General features: G+C 70.1%; 17 protein-coding genes. 3 read left to right on the forward strand and 14 right to left on the reverse strand.

The annotated features are described in order from the left end of the window. Positions 1 to 256 precede the first annotated feature (256 nt). Positions 257 to 1087 carry a M57 family metalloprotease gene (locus AC1DYG_RS04900; protein ID WP_477638770.1) on the forward strand — a complete coding sequence of 277 codons (831 nt, stop codon included), beginning with the start codon at positions 257 to 259 and terminating at the stop codon, positions 1085 to 1087. Between the two features lie 70 nt (positions 1088 to 1157). Here the strand turns inward: AC1DYG_RS04900 and rplI are convergent, their stop codons facing one another. From rplI to AC1DYG_RS04930, 6 genes are all read right to left on the reverse strand, one after another. Beyond that, on the reverse strand, positions 1158 to 1604 hold the full coding sequence (gene rplI, locus AC1DYG_RS04905) for a 50S ribosomal protein L9 (RefSeq protein ID WP_477638771.1): 447 nt from the start codon (positions 1602 to 1604) through the stop codon (positions 1158 to 1160). A 26-nt stretch (positions 1605 to 1630) separates the two neighbouring features. Beyond that, positions 1631 to 1867, reverse strand: a complete 237-nt coding sequence (gene rpsR / locus AC1DYG_RS04910; protein WP_056884210.1) for a 30S ribosomal protein S18 — start codon at positions 1865 to 1867, stop codon at positions 1631 to 1633. Between the two features lie 172 nt (positions 1868 to 2039). Beyond that, a complete protein-coding gene (locus AC1DYG_RS04915) occupies positions 2040 to 2603 on the reverse strand; it encodes a single-stranded DNA-binding protein (protein ID WP_477638772.1) in 564 nt (187 codons plus the stop codon). Between the two features lie 86 nt (positions 2604 to 2689). Next, positions 2690 to 2977, reverse strand: a complete 288-nt coding sequence (gene rpsF, locus AC1DYG_RS04920; RefSeq protein ID WP_056921396.1) for a 30S ribosomal protein S6 — start codon at positions 2975 to 2977, stop codon at positions 2690 to 2692. Positions 2978 to 3265: 288 nt separating this feature from the next. Continuing rightward, the gene (locus AC1DYG_RS04925) at positions 3266 to 4744 is read right to left on the reverse strand and encodes a glycosyltransferase 87 family protein (protein ID WP_477638773.1); all 1479 of its coding nucleotides are present in this window, start codon (positions 4742 to 4744) and stop codon (positions 3266 to 3268) included. Then, positions 4741 to 6936 carry a transglycosylase domain-containing protein gene (locus tag AC1DYG_RS04930; protein ID WP_477638774.1) on the reverse strand — a complete coding sequence of 732 codons (2196 nt, stop codon included), beginning with the start codon at positions 6934 to 6936 and terminating at the stop codon, positions 4741 to 4743. Before AC1DYG_RS04930 ends, AC1DYG_RS04925 begins: the two co-directional genes overlap by 4 nt. Before the next feature lie 268 nt (positions 6937 to 7204). Between AC1DYG_RS04930 and AC1DYG_RS04935 the strand changes: the two genes are divergently transcribed. Both AC1DYG_RS04935 and AC1DYG_RS04940 read left to right on the forward strand, forming a co-directional pair. Beyond that, positions 7205 to 7864, forward strand: coding sequence for a PadR family transcriptional regulator (locus AC1DYG_RS04935; protein WP_477638775.1), 660 nt, complete (start codon positions 7205 to 7207; stop codon positions 7862 to 7864). A gap of 12 nt (positions 7865 to 7876) precedes the next feature. Further along, entirely contained in the window at positions 7877 to 8968 is a 1092-nt protein-coding gene (locus AC1DYG_RS04940) for an inositol-3-phosphate synthase (protein ID WP_477638776.1), read from the forward strand. A 257-nt stretch (positions 8969 to 9225) separates the two neighbouring features. On the opposite strand, the gene AC1DYG_RS04945 is transcribed toward AC1DYG_RS04940, so the two are convergent. From AC1DYG_RS04945 to AC1DYG_RS04980, 8 genes are all read right to left on the reverse strand, one after another. Next, complete coding sequence (locus tag AC1DYG_RS04945) at positions 9226 to 9702, reverse strand: hypothetical protein (protein ID WP_477638777.1); 477 nt, start codon at positions 9700 to 9702, stop codon at positions 9226 to 9228. Positions 9703 to 9835: 133 nt separating this feature from the next. Next, complete coding sequence (locus tag AC1DYG_RS04950; protein ID WP_477638778.1) at positions 9836 to 11014, reverse strand: hypothetical protein; 1179 nt, start codon at positions 11012 to 11014, stop codon at positions 9836 to 9838. 104 nt (positions 11015 to 11118) lie between these two features. Beyond that, entirely contained in the window at positions 11119 to 11424 is a 306-nt protein-coding gene (locus AC1DYG_RS04955; protein WP_477638779.1) for a WXG100 family type VII secretion target, read from the reverse strand. Between the two features lie 43 nt (positions 11425 to 11467). Next, entirely contained in the window at positions 11468 to 11737 is a 270-nt protein-coding gene (locus tag AC1DYG_RS04960; protein WP_477638780.1) for a hypothetical protein, read from the reverse strand. A 113-nt stretch (positions 11738 to 11850) separates the two neighbouring features. Next, positions 11851 to 16347, reverse strand: a complete 4497-nt coding sequence (locus AC1DYG_RS04965) for an FtsK/SpoIIIE domain-containing protein (RefSeq protein ID WP_477638781.1) — start codon at positions 16345 to 16347, stop codon at positions 11851 to 11853. Further along, positions 16344 to 18773, reverse strand: coding sequence for a transglutaminase-like domain-containing protein (locus AC1DYG_RS04970; protein WP_477638782.1), 2430 nt, complete (start codon positions 18771 to 18773; stop codon positions 16344 to 16346). Before AC1DYG_RS04970 ends, AC1DYG_RS04965 begins: the two co-directional genes overlap by 4 nt. Then, positions 18770 to 20296, reverse strand: coding sequence for a DUF58 domain-containing protein (locus AC1DYG_RS04975; protein ID WP_477638783.1), 1527 nt, complete (start codon positions 20294 to 20296; stop codon positions 18770 to 18772). The genes AC1DYG_RS04970 and AC1DYG_RS04975 overlap by 4 nt, the downstream gene beginning before the upstream one ends. 2 nt (positions 20297 to 20298) lie before the next feature. Beyond that, positions 20299 to 21267 (reverse strand): AAA family ATPase, encoded by a 969-nt coding sequence (locus AC1DYG_RS04980; protein WP_477638784.1) that lies wholly within the window; start codon positions 21265 to 21267, stop codon positions 20299 to 20301. Positions 21268 to 21298 lie beyond the last annotated feature (31 nt).

The raw sequence follows: 21298 nt of genomic DNA on the forward strand, positions 1-21298 counted from the left end.
CATCGCCCCTGGGGGTGCCATCGCGCCCGGCGTCCGGCAGTCAGCCCCGACGCGCCCGTCGTTCTCGTCATCCAGTCCCGGTCGCGGCCGCTTCCACAGGCCCCCTGGTCAGCCCGCTTGACCACCCCTTGGCCGGAACTATGCCGATTTGGGGGCATCCGCTGGCCCCGTGCCGGGGCACCGATTCCTAGCGTTGGCCGGGCTGCCACCGCAGCGAACCCCACCATGGGCCCGCACGCCCAAGAGGAGAAACCCCATGACTCGCACTCCACTTCGCATGACTGCGGCGGCCGCCGCCGCCGCGTTCGCCATGACCGGAGCCATCACCTCGGCCTCCGGTGCACCTCTGGACGCCACGACCGGTGCGGTCCCGTCCTTCCAGGAGTTCCTCGGCTCGAGCTACGTCGACCTGGACGGCCAGTACATCGTCAACGGTGACGAGCCCGAGGCCAGCAACGGCGGGATGCGCAAGTTCTACGACGGCATGGTCGACCCCAAGGCCCCGAGGACCGACTCCGACTCGCTCATCGTCAACACGGTGGGCGGAGCCGACGACAAGTGGAGCGCGTCGCAGGTCGCCAACCTGACCTACTGCGTGAGCACGAAGTTCGGGACCAACCACAGCGGCATCGTCCAGGCCATGGCCGGTGGCGCCGGCCTGTGGGAGGCAGCCTCCTCGAAGGTGAACTTCGTCTACGTGCCGGCCCAGGACGGCAACTGCAACACCCGCAACAACTCGGTGCTGTTCTCGGTGGAGCCCGTGTCGACCACGCAGTACATCGCGCGCGCCTTCTTCCCCAGCACCGCCAAGCGCTCGCGCAACGTGCTCGTCGACGACTCGATCTGGACGTCCGGCACCTGGACCCCGGCCAACATCCTCGGCCACGAACTCGGCCACACCCTCGGCTTCCGGCACGAGCACACCCGCCCCGAGGCCGGCACCTGCTTCGAGGACAACAACTGGCGTCCCCTGACGCCGTACGACAGCTCCTCGATCATGCACTACCCGCAGTGCAACGGCGGCTCGACCAACCTGCAGTTCCAGGCCAGCGACGGCGCCGGCGTTCGCGCACTATACGGCAGCTGACACCTCCAGCATGACGAAGGCCCSGCCCCGCGTGCAGCGGGAGCCGGGCCTTCGTGATTGAGCGGCTGGGTCAGCCGGCGACGACGTCGAGCGTCACCTTGGCCTGCACCTCGGGGTGCAGGCGGATGAGCGCCTCGTGGCTGCCGACGGACTTGATCGGGGTCGTGACCTCGATCTTGCGCTTGTCGAGCTCCGGGCCACCGGCCGCCTTCACGGCAGCGGCGATGTCGGCGGTCGAGATGGCACCGAACAGGCGACCGGAGTCACCAGCGTGGGCCACGACCTTGACGGCCTTGTTCTCGAGGTTGCCCTTGATCGACTTGGCCTCCTCGAGGGAGTTGATCGCACGGACCTCACGGCCCTTGTTGATCGAGTCGACCTGCTTCTGCCCACCCTTGGTCCACGCGGTGGCCAAGCCACGGCGGAACAGGAAGTTGCGGGCGTAGCCGTCCTTGACGTCGACGACGTCACCGGGGTTGCCGAGGCTCGAGACCTCGTGCGTCAGAATCACCTTCATGGTTCAGATCCTCCTAGCGCCCGAGCTCAGCGGGACGAGCTCGAGTAGGGCAGCAGCGCCATCTCGCGGGCGTTCTTGACCGCGGTGGCGATGAGTCGCTGCTCCTGGACGGACACACCGGTCACCCGACGCGCGCGGATCTTGCCGCGGTCGGAGATGAACTTGCGCAACAGCGCAGTGTCCTTGTAGTCGATGTTCTCGACCTTCGCCGCCTTCAGCGGGTTGGCCTTCTTCTTGGGCTTGCGCACAACGGGCTTGGCCATCGTGGTGCTCTCCTTCTGCTGAGAGTCTCAGCGGATGAGCCCTGGTCTCCCAGGGATGGTGTGTTTCACGTCTTCAAAGAAAAAGCTGTTCAAGCGGTGGGTATGCCGCGTGGCCGGCTCCCCTGCGGAAGCTCACCACCCGGTATACCGAGTGATCTGTGTCTGTGACTGATCAGAACGGGGGCTCGTCGTAGGACGGCGCGCCGCCGCCCCACCCGCCACCCTGCTGGCCGCCACCCTGGGGTGCCGACTGCGGAGCGGACTGCTGGCCACCGGACGGACCGGTCGCCCACGGGTCCTCCTGCGAGCCACCCTGGCCACCACCCTGGCCGCCACCGGAGCCGCCGAAGCCGCCGCCGCCTGCTCCGCCGCGCTGGGTCTTGTTGACCTTCGCCGTGGCGTAGCGCAGGGAGGGGCCGACCTCGTCGACCTCGAGCTCCATGACGGTGCGCTTCTCGCCCTCTTTGGTGTCGTACGAGCGAGACTTCAGGCGACCGGTGACGAGCACGCGAGTGCCCCGCTGCAGCGACTCGGCGACGTTCTCCGCCGCGTCACGCCACACCGAGCAGCGCATGAACAGCGTTTCGCCGTCCTTCCACTCGTTGGACTGCCGGTCGAACTGCCGCGGCGTCGAGGCCACGGTGAAGTTCGCGACGGCAGCACCCGAGGGGGTGAAGCGCAGCTCAGGGTCGCCGGTGATGTTGCCGATGACGGTGATGATGGTGTCGCCAGCCATGGAGCAGGTCCCCTGTTCGTTTGGGTCAGGTCGGTGGAGCTAGTGGAACGAATTCAGTTCAGTGAACAGATTCAGATCGGTGCAGCTCAGGCGCCGGGGCGCAGGAGCTTGGTGCGCATGACCGACTCGTTGAGGCCGAGCTGACGGTCCAGCTCCTTGGCCGTGGCCGGCTCTGCGGTGAAGTTGACGACGGCGTAGATGCCCTCGGCCTTCTTCTTGATCTCGAACGCCAAGCGACGGCGGCCCCAGATGTCGATGTTGTCGACGGTGCCCTTGTCCTTGGTGACGACGGTGAGGAACTTGTCGAGCGACGGCGCGACGGTCCGGTCGTCGAGCTCGGGGTCGAGGATGACCATGAGTTCGTACTGACGCATGCTGATAACCCGCCTCCTTTGGTCTATGGCGGTCACGGCGTTTCCGTGACAGGAGGGTTGCAGTGCGATCCCCTGCGAAAGCACCGTCGAGGCGCGCCGCTGGGGAACCTGACAAAGAGTACCGGCCCGCACGGACAACGCCGAATCGTCATCCACAGGCACTACTTCTCTTGCAACCTGGGCGCCCCCTGGGGTGCTCAGGTTGCAGGTCGGCCCGCCTGGTTTGGGCCCACTCCTCCCTGCGCCACTCCTTCGTCGCAGCGCAGCGAATATGTCGTCGTCGGCCCGCTAGGCGAGGCGGACGAGCAGCTGGTCGGGGGCGTCGGTGAAGTCGCCCGCGAGCTCGTCCACCACCGCGTCAGAGTCCTCGTTGCCCGCCGACTCTGAAGGATCGTCCGCACCCAGACCCGGGTGATCCTTCAGACTCCCGGCGTCGGGGTATGCCGCGTCAGGCGCCAGTTCGGGGGAGGGCTCGGGGGCTTCGGCGCGCTGGGCGGCGGTGTGCCAGACCCGCCAGACGAGGTAGCCGACGGCGACGACGCGCAAGGCGAGGGCCACGGCATACCACCCGGCCGGGAGACCCCGGTCGGGCTTGGACAGGCCGCCGACGTAGAGCCAGACGGCGACGAAGTGGAGGGCCTCGGCCCCTGCCCACAGCAGGTGGTCCCGCCAGCGCAGCCCGCACAGCGCCACCAGCGGCAGCAGCCACAGCGAGGACTGCACCGGGAAGGTCTTGCCTGACAGGAGGGCGAGGGCGACGAGGACGAGGGCGACCTCGGCCAGCGTGGGCCGACGTCGGGTGCTCAGCGCGAACAGCGCGCCGGTCAGCACCGCCAGCACCAGGCCGACCACCGCGAGCAGGGTGCTGGCTCCGTTCGGCAGGGGATGACCGACCAGATCGGGCACCATCCACACGGAGCCCAGACCGGCCGCGCTGTCCCACCACCTCTCGTACGGGACCACGATGGCGCCCGGGTTCGCGACCAGGAACGGCAGCAGGACCACGCCAACGGCCCCGGCCGCGGCCACCAGGGTCCGGCCGACCGCCTCGAGGCGACCGGTGCGCAGCCCCAGGACGACCAGCGCGAGGAGGATGAGGGCGGGGTAGGTGCGGGCGGCGACAGCCAGACCCAGCAGGGCGCCGGCCAGCGCGGGGCGGCGCCGGCTCCAGGCCCAGATGCCGGCGCTGGCCAGGGCCACGCCGAAGATGTCGGGCGACAGCATCGCCGTGAGCAGCAGCACGGGGCTGAGCGCGACCTGCGCCGCGTTCGTCGAGTGCAGCGGCCGGGAGGCGGCGGTGAGGTAGACGATGGCGACGGCGAGGGCCGTGCCGAGCAGTGCCCACAGGGCGAAGTACCACCGGGTCTGGTCGAGGAACGACCCGTCCGGCACCAGACCTCCCACCCAGGCCATTACCGAACCCGTGAGCACCGGGTGGTCGGCCCGTGCGCCGTCGCCACCGAGGTAGGACGCCAGGCCGTCGTCGAGGTTGCCCAGCTGGTAGAGCGCCGGCAGGTCGGAGAAGCAGGCGTGCCAGAACTGGTCCGAGCCGCTCCAGCCCTTTTGGATGCAGTGGGCGCGCTCCGCCACCGATAGCGCCATGGTCGCAGCCGTGGCGACGAGCAGCGGCACGACGGTGGCGGCCCACGAGACCGCCCGGGCCGAGGCGTGCCGGCCCAGTGGCCCGCCGGCGACCGCCAGCGCACCACTGGGCAACAGGTCCGACGTCGACGCGACGGCCGGCGCCTGGTCGTACGGCCCGGTCACTGTGTCGTCGGGGGTGGTCCGCCGGCGCCGAGCGTGATCGTCGTCGGCGCCGGAATGGTGGCCGTCGGCTTGCCGGTGCCGTTGGTCTTGGTCTGGGTGGGCGTCGTCGTCGTGGTCGTCGGCGGGGTCGTCGTGGTGGTGGTCGTCGTCGTGGTCGTGGTCGTCGGTGTCGGGGTAGGCACCTGGTCGTCACCGAGGCCGGCGCGCTTGGGGAAGTCGACGACCTTCTGGCCCTTGAGCGCTGCGGTCATGAAGTCGGTCCAGATGTGCAGCGGCACGGTCGCGCCAGTGAGCTCCCCGACGCCGGGGACGTCGTTCATCGACAGCTCCTCGCCCTTGGGGCCGGTGCTGTAGATGCCGACCGCGGTGGCCAGCTGCGGGGTGAACCCGTCGAACCAGGCCGCCTTGTTGTCGGTCGTGGTGCCGGTCTTGCCGGCAACCGGGCGGCCGAGGTTCTGGGCATAGACGGCGGTGCCGTCCTTGACGACCTGCTCCATCGCATCGACGGTGTCGGCCATGACGTCCTTGTCGAAGGCCGCCTTCTTGACCGGCTTGGCCTTGTAGCTCAGGTCGCCGGGTCCACCCTTCACGGTGCGGATGTAGTACGGCGTCACCCTGGTGCCCTGCGACGCGATCGTCGCGTACGCGTTGGCCATGTCCGTCACCGTCACGTGCGACGTGCCGAGGACGTTGGCGTAGTTGGTTCCCAGGCCCTTCTCCGGGAGACCCGCTGCGACCGCGGCGTCGCGCGTGGCCTTGGGCCCGACCTTGATGTTGAGCTGCGCGTAGACGGTGTTGACGGAGTGGCCGGTGGCCGTGCGCAGGTCGATGTTGCCGAACTGCTCGCCCGAGCCCGGCCCGAAGTTGCGGACACCCCCGCGGCGCAGGAAATCGGTCTTGGCCTTGGAGTCCTCGAATTCCTTGAAGTACTGCGGGCTCCGGCCGTCGAACTTGGTCTTGGTGCTGATCGGCTTGTCCTGGGACAGGGCGGCCAGCAGGCTGAAGATCTTGAACGTCGACCCAGCCTGCATGGTGGCCTGGGTGGCGGTGTTGAACTGTTCCTTCTGGTAGTCCGCACCGCCGTACATCGCGACCACGGCTCCGTCGCCGGGCTTGATCGAGGTCAGCCCGACCCGCAGCGAGGACGTGCCCTTGCCCTTGGGCATCCGGGCCTTGACGGCGTCGACCGCGGCTTTCTGCGCCTTCTGGTCGATCGTGGTGACGATGCGGTAGCCACCCTTGTCGATGTCGGTGTCGGTGAGCTTGAGCTTGGCCTTCAGCTCACGCTTGACGGCGTCGGTGATGAAGCCGTTGGGTCCGGCAGCATTCTTGTTGGGCGCGTACTTCACCAAGGACTTGCTCGGGAACGTCGCCTCGGCCCGCGCCTGAGGCGTCAGCCAGCCCTCGGTGACCATGCCGTCCATGACGTACTTCCAGCGGGCCTCGGCGTTGGCCTTCTGGGAGTCCCCGAGACCGGGGTCGAAGAAGGACGGTCCCTTGACGACCGACGCGAGCAGTGCGCCCTCGGACGGGGTCAGCTTGGAGACGTCCTTGTTGAAGTAGGCCTTCGACGCCGTCTGGATGCCGAACGCCCCGCGGCCGTAGTAGATCGTGTTGAGGTAGTTCTCGAGGATCTGGTCCTTGGACTGCTGCTTGGCGATCTTGATGGAGATGATGATCTCCCTGCCCTTGCGCGACAGGGTCTGGTCCTGGGTCAGGAAGTAGTTCTTGACGTACTGCTGCGTGATCGTCGACCCGCTCTGGGCGGTGCCGCCGCGCAGGGTCGTCCACGCACCACGGAGGATGCCGGTCGGGCTGATCCCGGAGTTCTGGTAGAAGTTGCGGTCCTCCGCAGCCAGGTGGGCCTCCTGCACTGCCTTGGGCACCTGCTTGAGCAGCACGGACTCGCGGTTGACCTCACTGATCCGGTCGATCTCGGTCTTGCCGTCGGCGTAGTAGATGATCGAGGCCTGGGCAGCCGCCAGGTCGTTCGGCTTGGGTGCGTCGATCATCGAGTAGGCGACGAAGAAGCCGATCGCGAGGAGCAGGAACCCCGCCAGCGCCGTGATGCCGAGCCATTTGGCCCACCGCTTGCCGGCGCCACCCTTGGGCTGGGCCGCCTTGGCTGCCTTGGCGCGGCGGGCCTGGCCGGCCTTGGCCTGGGCTCGCGTCTTCGGACGTGAGGTACTCATGTGACCTTCCCGATCGGCATACAGCTGGCGCAGGCCACGGCCCTCGGGCCGCCCTTGCGCGCAGTCAAGTGGCCCTCAGTATGACTGCCGCCGATCTGAATCGTGCATTCGGTGCCCCGGGTATGCCGCGGGGCCCGCTCGGCGCGGAGCGTTCCCCAGATATATCGGCTCGATATATCTGGTGTACGCTGTCCCTGTCGTCGAACACCCGGTGACCACCACGGACGAGGTCCGTCTGCCGATCGCGAAGGGGAGGTGCTGACCAGTCATGAGCCGTCGATCCGAACTCCTCGAGTTCGCCGTCCTCGGGCTGCTGCACGAGAGCCCCATGCACGGCTACGAGCTGCGCAAGCGCCTCAACGCGGCGCTCGGCGTCTTCCGCGCCCTGTCCTACGGCACGCTCTACCCGTGCCTGCGCGGGCTGACCGACCAGGGACTGATCGCCGAGGCGACGGGCACCCAGCACGCGGCGGCCACCTCCGGCTCCCGGCGGGCACGCATCGTCTACGAGCTCACCGCGGACGGCAAGGAGCACTTCCAGGAGCTGGTCAAGGAAGCCGGGCCGACCGCGTGGGAGGACGACACCTTCGACGTCCACCTGGCCTTCTTCGCCCGCACCGAGGCCGAGGTCCGGCTGCGCATCCTCGAGGGACGCCGCAGCCGGCTGGAGGAGCGGTTGGACAACATCCGCACCAGCTCGGCCAAGAACCGCGAGCGCTTCGACACCTACACCACCGCCCTCGAGCGGCACGGACTGGACTCCGCCGAGCGCGAGGTCCGTTGGCTCAACGAGCTGATCACCGCCGAGCGCAACGTCCCCGCCTCGGCGACCACGCTGCATACCGCTGCACCTGCACCATCTCTCGACCAAGCACCACTGCCCCAAACCCCCCTAGCACCACCCTCGAGCATCACCTCTAACAACTGAAGGAGTATTCCCATGGGATCCGTTCGCGTCGCCATCGTTGGCGTCGGCAACTGCGCCAGCTCGCTGGTTCAGGGTGTCGAGTACTACAAGGACGCCGACCCGGCAGGCAACGTCCCCGGGCTCATGCACGTCACGTTCGGTGAGTACCACGTCAAGGACGTCGAGTTCGTCGCCGCCTTCGACGTGGACGCCAAGAAGGTCGGCTTCGACCTCTCCGAGGCCATCGGCAACTCCGAGAACAACACCATCCGCATCGCCGACGTGCCGCCCACTGGCGTCACCGTGCAGCGCGGTCACACCTACGACGGCATCGGCAAGTACTACGCCCAGACCATCGAGCAGTCCGACGCCGAGCCCGTGGACATCGTCCAGGTCCTCAAGGACACCAAGGCCGACGTGCTCGTCTCCTACCTCCCGGTGGGCTCCGAGGTCGCTGACAAGTTCTACGCGCAGTGCGCGATCGACGCGGGCGTGGCCTTCGTCAACGCCCTGCCCGTCTTCATCGCCTCCGACCCCGAGTGGGCCGCGAAGTTCGAGGCCGCTGGCGTCCCGGTCATCGGTGACGACATCAAGTCGCAGGTCGGCGCCACCATCACGCACCGCGTGATGGCCAAGCTGTTCGAGGACCGCGGCGTCACGCTGGACCGCACCTACCAGCTCAACGTCGGCGGCAACATGGACTTCAAGAACATGCTCGAGCGCGAGCGCCTGGAGTCCAAGAAGGTCTCCAAGACCCAGGCCGTCACGTCCAACCTGACGGGCGCCCTCGCGGGTCTGACCGACAGCCGCAACGTCCACATCGGCCCGTCCGACTACGTCGCGTGGCTCGACGACCGCAAGTGGGCCTACGTCCGCCTCGAGGGTCGCGCGTTCGGCGACGTGCCGCTGAACCTCGAGTACAAGCTCGAGGTCTGGGACTCCCCCAACTCGGCCGGCATCATCATCGACGCCATCCGTGCGGCCAAGATCGCGAAGGACCGTGGCATCGGCGGCGCGCTCATCAGCGCCTCGTCCTACCTCATGAAGTCCCCGCCCGTGCAGCGCGAGGACACCGAGGGCCGCACCAAGCTCGAGGCCTTCATCGCCGGCACCGAAGAGCGCTGACCCCAGCGCCTCACGGCATACGAAAGGGGCACCTTCCGCACCACGCGGGAGGTGCCCCTTTCGTATGCCGCGGGGGCACCATGCTGCCGCGACTTGTTGCCCGCGGATTGTCACGGGACCCCGCAAATGCGGGTCGGGTGACCAGCAGGAGGCAACAAGTCCCGACCCTCTTCGACTTGTTGCCCGCAGATTGTCACGGGACCCCGCAAATGCGGGTCGGGTGACCAGCAGGACGCAACAAGTCGCGAGCGGTCGGGTCAGCGGGTGACGCGGGCGGACGCGATGACCTGCTCCACGAGGGCCAGGTCGGTCTCGCCGCCCTGACCGCCCGCCGACCCGGTGATGTGCACGAAGTCCTGGACGGCCTCGTCGCGCTGGAGGCTGGCGAACGCGTGCACCTGGTGGATCACGCCGAACTGCGCATCGGTCCACGACAGGTCGACGCGGTGGAACTCCAGCCCGTCGAGCTGGATCGGCCGCGCCTCGGCGATCTGGGCCCCCGGCCGGTTCTCGGTGCTGGCCCGCAGCTCCATGACCGCGTCGGAGACCTGGTCGAGAGCCGGCCGGGTCCCCAGGCGCACGATGACGTTGGGCGTGAAGTCGGCGTTCTGCTCGGCCTGCCGTGCCGCGAGGGCTACGGCGGGGACCGAGACCGGCTCCCAGGTGTCCGGGACGTCGAGGCTGACCGACGGGGGTGCGGGGAAACGCTCGGAGGGGTAGGTCAGGGTGGTCATCTCGTCGGGACCTTTCGTTGCGTACCGCAGGGAGAGTGTTGCGTACCGCAGGGGGAGAGTGTTGCGTACCGCAGGGTGAGGAGTGGGGTCTGCCGGGCGGGTGCTGCCATGCCATCACATCGTGCGGGTGGGGCTACCACGGCGGGTCGAACCCGATGTCGAGCTTGATGCCACCACCGAGGCCGAGGGTGGCTCCGATGTCCACCGAGACACCGATGTTGTCGCTGCTGAACTCGGCGTCAGCCTCCGCGTGGGCACCGATGCCGTAGGAGATCTCGCCCCCGACTCCGACATCGACCGGGCCGAGGTCCTGGCTCACGGACCCCTCGGCCTTGCCGCCGGCGAAGGCCTCGCCACCCAGGGTGGCCTTGGCCCCGTCGGCGCCCAGCGTGAAGCCGGCGTCAGCGTTGCCCTCCGCACCGACGAAGGCCTTGCCCTCGGCGGCGGTGCCGTAGCTGTTCGAGTAGGCACCACTGACCTTGGCGACGTAGGCGCCGGCCGTGACGCCGCCAGCGAGCACGAGCCCGTCCTGCGAGAAGCCGGCCTGGTAGTCCGCGCTGGCGTCGGTGCCCAGCGCCTCGACGGAGAGGTGGTTTCCGTCCTCGTCGCCCCAGGTGTGACCGGCGAGCTGTTCGTCCCACAGCTCCTGGTCGCCCTCGGCGAGCGTCATGCCGACGTTCACCTCGACCGCGTCGAACGGACTCGGCGTGTCGTCCCGGTGCTCCGGGTCGTCCTCGTCGGGGATGCCGTCGTTGTCGTCGTCGGTGTCCTCGGTGTCGGGAGTGCCGTCGCCGTCCTCGTCGAGCGGGTCGCCGCTGTAGGGAACGCCACCGTCCTCGTCGCCGGGGAGCGGGTGACCCTCGCCCGGCACCACGTCGGGGTCGCCGTCGAAGTCGTGGAAGTCGGGATCCTCCTCGTCGGGGACCCCGTCGTTGTCGCCGTCGTCGTCCCGCTCGTCGGGGACACCGTCGTTGTCGTCGTCGCGGTCGTCGCGGTCGGGGATGCCGTCACCGTCGCTGTCGCCGCCGGTGCCCGCGACTCCAGAGGTCAGCTCTTGCTCGCCGACCTCCTCACGCAGCTTCTTGGCGAGCTCGTCGACGCCCCCGGTGCTGAGGTCCAAGGTGTTCCTGGTCGTGGGCCAGGCGTTGAAGAACGTGGTCGCGTCGTCGCCCTCCCACACCCAGCGCAGCTGTCGCACGGCCTTCTCGGCGTTGGCAGTGGCGTCGGTCAGGTCGCGGTGCACTCGAGACAGCTGTTCGGCGATGGAGCGAACCTTCTGGTTCTCCATGCCCTTCTTGTCCGTGCCGCCCATGGTGCTCTGCCTTTGCGCGAGGTGCCGTGTGGGGCACGTGGTGGGTCGAGGTCACGCCGGCGGCCACCCCTGTGAACCAAGGGGCGGCCACCGGGTGCGTGGCTCTAGTTCGAGGTGGCCTTCTGCTCGGCGAGCTCGGCCTGCAGCCGCTTGTGCATCTCGGTGACGTCGAGGACGCACTGGTCGATGTTGTTCGAGTCCGACTTCCACGAGGACTGGAACCGGTTGGAGTCCGGGCCGTGCCAGGCGCTGTGCAGCTTGTTGGCCGCCTGGTCGGCGTCCTGCTTGGCGTGCTGCAGGTCGGCCTTGGCCTTGCCGAGGCGCGAAGCGATGTCCTGGACCTTGGCCGGGTCCATTCCCTTCTTCTCGCCGCCGCCGCCGCCGCTGCCACCATCGGGAGTGGGAAGCATGGTTGTTCTCCTTCTACGAAGTTCGTGGTTGGTCAGGGCTGGTTCAGTTGGAGGTCTGGTCCTGCTGCTTGGCCTCGGTGCGGATCTGGTCCGCGGCCTTGCTCAGGCCGGTCGAGGCCTTGGTGAGGTCCGCGGCATACGCGCCGTTCCACTTGGTCTCGAACTTCTTCTGGTCCTCACCCCACCAGCTGCTCTTGAGCTGGCCGATCAGGTCGTCGATCTCGGTCTTCGCCTTCTTGATCTTCTGCGCGGAGTCGTCAAGGACGCCGGCCTGCGTGCGGGCGACGCCCGTCTGCATGGACAGTTCAGCCATGTCAGTTCCCCTCTTCTCGGTGCGAGTGCCTGCTGCGCTCGCCGTCGTGTGTGATGTGGTGGTGATGCGAAAAGCCTTGGTGCGCACAAACTATGGGTGGATCGTCAGTGGGCTCAATGGGGAGGACTCCCCACCGACAGCGGCAGGGCCACCTGCAGAAGTCCCGGGTTCCCCCGCCGGACCAGGAAGCCACGGCCCTCCAGGAGCTGGTCCCGGCTGACCCCGCGGTAGTCGGTGGCGAAGGCCGACGCCTCGTCGCCACTGGGTTGCAGCGACAGCCCGGAACGAGAGGTCTTGAGCGAGCCGGCCATGCCGTAGTTGGAGTTGTAGAAGCCCGAGTCCGCCTCTGTCACAACGCATTGCTCAGAGTTGATGAGTGCCTTGAACAGCTCGACCAGCTCGTCCTCGGCCATCGACCCGTCGAAGTCCTGGGTGCGCTCGACGACGACCAGCATGGAGGCTCCACCCGGTCCGGCTTCGACGACCGCGTCCTTGAGCCGCTTGGCCAGGGCCCGGCATTCGTCGACGCCGACCGCGGTCTCGGTCCACAGTCCCGTCGCCCTGGTGAGCAGCGACCGACGCGGGCTGAACAGCCAGCACCGCAGCCCCAGCTGGGCCCGCAGGGCGGCCTGCGCCATCGTGAGGACGGCGGTGGTGCGCCCGCTGCCCGAGGGCCCCAGGACGATCTGGCTGCCGCGCAGGTCGAAGCCGATCGGGCGCATCGTCGTGGACGACAGACCGATGGCGGGACGGCCGGACTCGTCGGTGGCCGGCAGTGAGGACAGCGACAACGACTCGGGCAGCGACAGGATCGGCGGCGCCTGCGGCACTCCGGCCCTGCGGACCCCTTCGGCGAAGCCGTTGATGGCCCGCGCCTGCACGGTGGAGTCTGCGGAGCCGCCGAGCACCGCGATCTGGACCTCCCGGCCGTGGACGATGGCCCGTCCGGGGGCGGAGTGGAGGGAGAGCACGTCCGGGGCGACGTCGAGCGACAGGTAGTCGTCGACCGTCGCCATGCGCAGCACGACCCGGCTCTGGATCGCCGAGGAGAGGCCACCCCAGAGACCGTTGCGCTGGTCCGCCGTCACCACGAAGTGGACGCCGACGGGTCGGCCGTCGCCGGCCAACGAGGTGAACAGGTCGAGCCACCGCTGTCCCGCATGGCTGTCGTAGGCCGCCTGGAAGCTGGTGAGGCCGTCCACCAGCACCAGGATGCGGGGCTCGTCCGGCGCGTCGGCGAGACGGCGGAAGTCGGTGATCGTGGCGGCGTTGACGGCGGAGTACCGCAGCGCGCGCTCGTCGATCGTCTCGCGCAGCATCGTCAGCAGCCGGACGACCCGCTCGTGGTCGCTCGCGTAGATGACGCTCCCGACGTGGGGCAGCGGCTCGAGCATCGCCAGCCCGCGGTTGCCGAAGTCGAGGCCGTAGACGTGGCACGGTCCGCCGCGGACGGTGAAGCCGGCGGCGACGGCGACCGTGCGCAGGAAGGCACTCTTGCCCGCACCGGAGGCGCCGAACACCGCGAGGTTGCCCTCGATGTCGGGCCGGAAGCTGATCGGCGGCTGCGTCTGGTTGTCCGGGTCGTCGCTGATGCCGATGACGAGCTCGTCGTCGCGTCGCCTCGTCGGCAGGTCGGCCAGCTCGTAGACCGGCGCCATCTCGGGCAGCCACGGCTTGCGCGGGGCCGGGATCTCGGCGGCCTCCCGCGCGGCGCCGATCTGGGCCACGATGCGCTGGATGTCCGTGGGCCCGAGGTCCTCCTGGACCACGTCGTGTGAGTCCTCCGCCACCGGGAGCTCCCACGAGGTGCCGATCCCGAAACCGAGCGTCTCGACGTCCAGGGACGCAGGCGGCGCTTCGCCGGTGGTCCACCCACCGGCATACCCCGTCTGGAAGGGCGTGAGCCGTCCCGGACCGGACTTGGACACGGCGCGCCCGGGGAGCGCGGGGTCGAACCAGGCGGCCACGGGCGTGCCGAGCACGTCGTCGCTGTCGGCTTCGTCGGCCATCCGCAGCGCCATCCGCAGGTTGGTGTTGGCGCGCAGGTTGTCCTTGATGACGCCCGCGGGGCGCTGCGTGGCCAGGATGAGGTGCAGCCCGAGGGAGCGTCCGCGCTGCGCGACGTTGACGACCCCGTCGACGAACTCGGGCACCTCCTGGGCCAGGGCGGCGAACTCGTCGACCACGATGACCAGGCTCGGCGGAGCGGCCACCTCACCGCGGCGCTCGAGCTCGGCGAGGTCCTTCGCCTTGTGCTGGGCCAGGATGTGCTCGCGGTGCTTGAGCTCGGCCGACAGGGAGGCGAGCGCGCGACGCACGAGGTGCGGCGAGAGGTCGGTGACCAGGCCGACGGTGTGCGGCAGGTTGACGCAGTCGCGGAAGGCCGAACCGCCCTTGTAGTCGACGAGCAGGAAGGTGAGCCGCTGCGGGGAGTGGGCCACGGCCATGCCGAGGATCCAGGCCTGGAGCAGCTCGGACTTGCCCGCACCTGTGGTGCCACCGACCAGCGCGTGCGGGCCGTCGGCACGCAGGTCGATCGAGAAGGTGCCGGCGGCCGACTGGCCGATCACGGCGCGGAGGTTCCCCGGCTTCGGGCGGGCGACGGGGGCTGCGGCGTAGGGGCCGGTGAGGATCGACCTGCTCTCCCCCCACCGCTCGATGACCGGCCCGGGGGCCTCGGCGAGCTCCTGGCCGACGACGGCGAGGAACGACACCGACCTGGGCAGGTCGCTCTCGTCCTCCACGGGGACCCCGGAGTCGATGAGCGGCGCCAACTGACGGCCGAGTCGCTCGACCTCCTCCGCCACCACGGCGTCGGCAGTGACGGGCAGGCGCACCACAGCCTCGCCGACGTAGCCGACGACGGCGTCGCCCGGCTCGGGACCCTGCTCGACGAACGTCCGGCAGGCCGCCGGCAGCGTCGCGGTCGTCGGCGACAGCCAGAGGACGACGATGCCGTGGCGCCAGCCGCGCTCGGCCAGCTGGACCAGCCGGCTGCGCTCGACCGGGGCGTCGTCCTCGACGATGAGGAGGATGACCGGCCGCCCGACCGGCAGGCGCGGCGGCTTGAACGCACCCTGCACCGGGCCGGTCGCGTCGTCCTCCAGCTCGCGGGCCGGCTCGGTGGTCGCGATCAGCTCCTCGAGCTCGGTGACGAGGGACAGGCTCGCGGGGCCGGTGTTCGCCAGGTGCCGAGCGTCGACCGGGCTGTGCGGTGACGCGGTGTGGGGCACCCACTTGAGCCAGTCCCAGTCGCGGGCCGTGGCAGGGGATCCGACCGCCGCCACGACCAGGTCGGCCGGGGAGTGCAGGGCCACGGCCTGGACGACGACGGCCCTGGCGGCTTCGAGAGCCCGCTGGCGCGGACCAGAGATGCCGATGGAGCCGCTGCGCAGCGGCTCGGCGACGACCGGGACCGGGTCGACGGCACCCCTGCCCTCGACGGCGCGCGACGCCTCGAGCCACGCCTCGGCCCGTGAGCGGCCCAGCTCGGGCAGCTTGAGCGTGTTGCGCGAGGGCAGGGCGCCCAGGCCGAGGCGGAACTCGCAGAACCCGGGGTCACCCGGGCGCCTCGTCCACAGCAGGCTCGAGGCGCTGCCGACCGCCTCGACCGCCTCGCTGCTCGCCGGGTGTTCGGCCTGCCGCCCGACCACCTCGCGCTCCTGCTCCTCCGTGAGCCGCTCGACCATGATCCCGAGGTCCTCGCGGAACTCGACCAGGGCCTGCTCGTAGTCCTTGCGGGCGGTGCGGCGGGCCTCGAGGTAGTGGCCGAACAGCATCGCGGGGGTGAGCAGGATGAACAGCAGGAACATCGGGTTCGTCAGTGCCACCGCCAGGGCCACGCCCATGAGCATCGGCACCGCGGCCGCGATCCACGGGGGTCGCTCCGGCTTGGGCCGCTCGGGCAGCGCCGGCACCGGGAACTCGTGGCCGACGTAGAGCGGCGCGATCCGCGGCGAGCGCGAGAACGGAAGGGAGGTGCCCCGCGCGGCCGCCAGGCCGGTGTTGCCACCGGCGATGCGCACCTCGACCTCGGTCTCGCCGATCGTGAACCGGTCGCCACTGCGCAGCACGGCCCGGTCGACCTGCTGCCCCTGCACCTGCACGCCGTTGGAGGAGCCGAGGTCGATGACCTCGACGATGTCGGTCACCAGCAGCCGCGCGTGGCGGCGCGACACCTGGGCGTCGCCCAGCTGGATCTCGCAGCCGCGACCGCGACCGAGGTATGCCGTGCCGGCACCGAGCGGGACCTCGCGGCCGGCGTCCGGCCCCGCCACGATCACGGCGGTGGCCACGGACTGGCCGCGGTCGGCATATCCCTCGGTGCGTCGGGTGACCGCGACGTGGGCGCCGGAGCGCAGTCCGCTCTCGGCGATGGTGGCGCGCGCGTCGACGGCGCGGTAGCCGTCGGCCACGTGGGACAGGGTGAGGTCACCGAGGCCCTGCCCCTGACCATGCCCCTGACCCGGCACCGCGGCGTCGGCTGCGCGTGACGGGTCGGAGAGGACGAGGTACTCGGCGAGCTGCCCCACCGTGGTGGTGCCGTCGACGGTGGCCACGAGGTCGGTGTCGACGTCGCCGGGGGATCGCAGGGTGAACTTCAGCTTCACGGGGTGGCAGTCCTCCGGGTCAGGGTGGCGAACGTCGGGAGCGAGCGTCTGCCCGCGCCGGGGATCTCCGGCCCGCGGGCGAGCAGCGGACGGGGGTCGACATCGGAGCGCAGGCGTCGCCAGAAGTCGCAGTTGGCCCGCAGGTCACGGCGGGCCTGGTTGGTCGCGGTCCAGTAGCCCTCGGCATCGGCGACCTCGGGGGTGCCGGGGCCGAAGATCAACGCATTCGCCTGCACGGCAAGGGCGTTCGCGGTCGGCAGTCGGTGGAGGGCAGCGGCCTGCTCGAGTCGGGTCGACCGCTGTGGCAGGGAGTGGCCGAAGGACTTGGCCGAGTTCATCAGGTCGTCCCACGCCCACGCGACCCGCGCGGTCGCGGTGCCCCGGGTGGCGTGCCGGCGCCGGCGCCAGGCCTTGGCCCCGCGGATCCCTCCGTAGAGCGCGACGAGGACCAGGAGCGGCAGCACGACGTAGAAGACCAGGAACCGCAGCCAGGACGGCCAGGCCGAGGGGTCGAACAGCTTCTTCGGGGGCTTCTTGAGGTTGACGGCGTTCTGGGCCTGGTCGGGACCCTGCAGCACGCTCGGTGGGTTGACCCCTGCCGGTGGTGGCACGAGCGCACCGACCTTCTGCTCCTCGGTCTTGGACTGCAGCTGGTTGGGCTTCTGGTTGCGGTCGGGCAGGAAGGTCTTGGACAGCAACGGGATCCACACACCGGTGTTGTCCTGCACCTCCACCCAGGCGTGGACGTCGCGGCCCCTGACGACGCCGCCCTCGGGCAGTTCGGCACCCATGACCACGCGGGTCGGGATGTCGAAGCGGTTGGCCACCAGCGCGAGCGTCGCGGCGTACTGCTCGTCGTTGCCGGCCAGCTGGGTCGCACCGACGAAGCGGGCGAGGCGTCCGCGGGAGTGCCCGGGCAGGTAGTAGCTCTCGACCGAGTTCTTGGTGCCTCCGTCGGTGTAGGCCCCGTCGCCCCGCATGGCGGTGGCGACCGCCCGCAGCTCCTCCCACGGGCTCGCGGCATTGCCGGTCCAGGCGTCGATCTTGGAGTCGAGGAACCCGAGCTCCTGGCTCTGCGCGAGGTTGCCGCTGGCAGGCGACAGACTCTCGGGGAGCTTGTCGCGCACGACCTCGGTCGGCAGCAGCACGTCCATCGTGTAGCGGTCGCCAGGGCTGACCCGGTCGGGCACGATCGCGGTGCTGGTGTCGGTGTTGAGCCACAACCGCGACGCCAGCAGGTCGGCCCGGACGCCGCCGAACTGCACCCCCGTCACCTGACCCACCGTGGGCAGCCAGACGTCGGAGTAACCACCCTCGGGGATGGTCACCCGCAACGTGGCCGGCGTGCCCTCACCCTGGGCGCTCACCCGCTCCCCCACCTGCTGGAACGCGGTGCCCGGATCGGGCGAGTCCTCGCCGGCCCGCGAGCCGGCGCCCCACACGCTGCCGTCGTAGTTGTCGAGCGTGGCGAACCGCACCGGGGTCCCGGCGGGGGCTCCGGTGATGCGCATCAGCGCGGTGTCCCAGAGCTTGGCCTCGTTGGGCTCGGTGTACTTGCGGAAGCCGGCCAGGGGACTCGGGAAGGCAGCGATGTCGAACGGCGGCACCACCTCGGTGCGGGCGACCCGGCGCAGCTCCCCGTCGGTGCCCGGCAGGTGCGGACCCGCGACCAGTCCCGCGACCGCGGCCAGGGCGAGCAGCCCGGTGCCGATGCCCAGCCGGGCCCCGCGCCCCGCGCCGTTCTGCAGGGGCGGGCGCGACCGGGTGCTGCGCACGATCATCCAGCCGATCGCGGCCAGCCCGAAGGCGGCCCCCTGCGCGACCAGGGAAGCGGGCTCGAGGGTGCCGAGCGCGATGGTCAGGGCGAGGGCGGCCAGCGGAGGCAGCACGACGGCATACCCGTGGCTGCGGCGGCGAGCCACGGTGTAGGTGACGGCCGCGCCGACCAGGCCGACGATGAGCGGGAGGGCGAGCAGGGTGACGGTGGCATCGACCGGCGGGAGCAGGGTCAGCAGGCGCTTCCACCCGTGCACCGCGGCCGCTGCGAGGTCGTGGACCGTGCGCCCCGTGGGGAACACCCCGAGGGCGAGGTGGTCACGGACCGCGAGCGGCCCGCCCAGGACGAGGTATGCCGCGGCGAGACCGAGCATGGTGACCACCGCCGGCAGCCGGAAGGCCGTCACCACGTGGGCGACGAGCAGGCCGAGCAGCAGGCCGCCGACGGCCGCGAGGAGCCACTCCCAGCCGAAGAACACGGTGCGGAAACCCCACAGCGCCAAGGCGACCAGCAGCGCCGTGAACCCGAGGTCGACGAGGTCGTCACGCGAGGGGAGCAGGGTCGCGCGCAGGCTGGCCCGGCGGTCGGCGCCGGTGCGCTCGGTGGGCAGCATCGACTCGCGGGGAGGGGCGAGGGGGTTGGCACTCATGCCGCCATCACCCCCATCAGGACGGCAGGCAGGTCGGCCAGGCCGTGGATGTTCATGAGGGTGATGCCTCCGACGTTCTTGACCCCGACGCGCTGGTCGCGGTCGATGGTCAAGGCCACCCGCAGGACCTCCGTCTCGAACCGGCCCAGGGCTCGCTGGACCTGGATGAACGGGGTGGCCGATCCGGTGACGAGCACGACCATGGAGGTGTCGGGGGCGAGGGACAGGCCTTCGCCGGCCATGGCGTAGAGGTCGCTGCGGCCGAGCTCGACGCGCGCGAGCGCATCCATGGCCAGGGGCGCGCTCGTGCGGGAGGCGGTGGAGTCGCGGCAGACGATGGTGAAGTCCTGCTCGTCCATGTGGGCGCGCTTGCCCACCGAGGCCGCCACCGAGATCGCGGTCTCGGCGTCCTCCTCACCGGCGGCGTACTTCTCGGGATCGACGTCGACGACGATCGTCAGGTGCGAGCGGCGGGTGTCGAGGAACTGGCGCACCAGCAGGCGACCCGCCTTGGCCGACGAGCGCCAGTGGATGTAGCGCCGGTCGTCGCCCGGCTGGTACTCGCGCAGGGCGTGGAAGGCCAGGTCGGACATCGACATCTCCTGGGTGGTCTCACCCTCGAGGTCGCGCAGCAGCCCCGCGCCGAGGCTCTCCAGCGACACCGTCCGGGGATGCACGAAGAGCTCGGTGACGTCGGTCCAGCGCAGGGCCCGTCGCACGATGCCCAGCGGGTCACCCTGGATGGTCGAGGCCGGCCCGACCGGGATGACGCCACGGCGCTCCGTCGGGACGACGAACAGCTCCTCGTGGGCCTTGCCCGACCCCAGGGGCGGCAGCGTGAAGCGGGCCGCCGTGATCCCCACGGGCAGCTCGACCAGCAGGGGCAGCATGCCGCGCCTGGACTCGTTGGTGACCGAGATGCGGCCTGTGGCCGGCTCGCCGACGGTGACGCGCAACGGGTCGACCTCGGTGTCGATCCGCACGCGGGTGCGCCCCACGGCCATCAAGGCACAACACACCACGAGGGCGATCGCCGCCGCACCGATCATGGCCCACTCGTCCCAGTCGGTCAGGGCAGCCACCAGCCAGCACGCCAGTCCCAGCGAGAGGATGCTCCAGCCCAGCGAGGACACCCACCCCAGGAAGGCCGCCACGGGGGCCCACCCGGGTCGGGTGGCGCTGCGGATCCCTTCGGTGCGCCCCGCCAGCGCGCCCGAGGCACGCGCCCCCGCACGGGTGAGCGACGTCGGCAGCTTGGGCCGGGTCACGGTGATGGAGGGCAGCGTGGGCAGCCGGCGGGGACGAATACCGCTCGCAGCTGGCCGACCGCCCGACTGAGCGGGCGACCCGGCATACGGAGGAGGCGCCAACGGCGACGGCGTCACCAACGGCGAGGCAGGCGCCTGGGCAGGTCCGGTCCGCCGACCCCGCTTGAGGTCGGCTCGGCGGGTCGTGTGGCCCACGTCCTCCGGGAGCTCCGGGGCGTCCGGCCCCGGAGCCGGCCCTGGCTTCTGCACCGTCATGCTCAGGCGACTCGCTCGGCGGGCGGCGCGACCTCGGACAGGATCTGGGTGATGACCTGGTCGACCGTGATGTTGGCGAACTGCGCCTCGGCGGTGAGCAGCAGGCGGTGGCACAGGATCGGGTGGCTGATCAGCTTCACGTCGTCGGGGATGACGTGGGTGCGTCCCTGGCTGGCCGCCCAGGTCTTGGCGCAGCGCACGAAGGCGAGGCAGCCGCGGACCGACAGGCCGAGCTTGATCGACACGTGGCGACGGGACTCCTCGGCGATGCGCGAGATGTAGGCCAGGATCGCCGGGTCGACGTGCACCTCGTCGGCCAGCGCGGCCATGTCGGTGACGACGTTGCTCGTGACGACGGGTTCGAGGGCCTTGGTGCGGTCCCGGGTCTTGGCGTCCGCGAGGACGGCGACGGTCGCCTCGTGGTCGGGGTAGCCCAGGCTCGTCTTCATGAGGAACCGGTCGAGCTGCGCCTCGGGCAGCCGGTAGGTGCCGGCCTGCTCGATCGGGTTCTGGGTCGCGATGACCATGAACGGCTCGCCCACCGGGTGCGGCACGCCGTCGACCGTGACCCGGCCCTCCTCCATCACCTCGAGCAGCGCCGACTGGGTCTTGGGCGAGGCGCGGTTGATCTCGTCGGCCAGCACGATGTTGGCGAAGATCGGACCGGGGTGGAAGTCGAACGTCTGCTTGGCCGGGTCGTAGATCGTCACCCCGGTCACGTCGCTGGGCAGCAGGTCGGGCGTGAACTGCACCCGGCTGTTGGTGCCCTGCACCGTGCTGGCCATCGCCCGCGCGAGCTGGGTCTTGCCCGTGCCCGGGAAGTCCTCGAGCAGCAGGTGCCCCTCGGACAGCATGCAGGTCAGCGCCAGCCGGATGACGTGCTGCTTGCCCAGGACGGCCTTGTCGACGTTCTCGACCATCTGGGTGAACGCCTGGGCGAACCACTGGGCCTGGTCATTGGTGACGGTCATCGGTGCCTGTTCCTTTGGTGTGTTCGTGTGG

The sequence above is a fragment of the Pedococcus sp. P1_H8 genome (genome assembly GCF_056405175.1).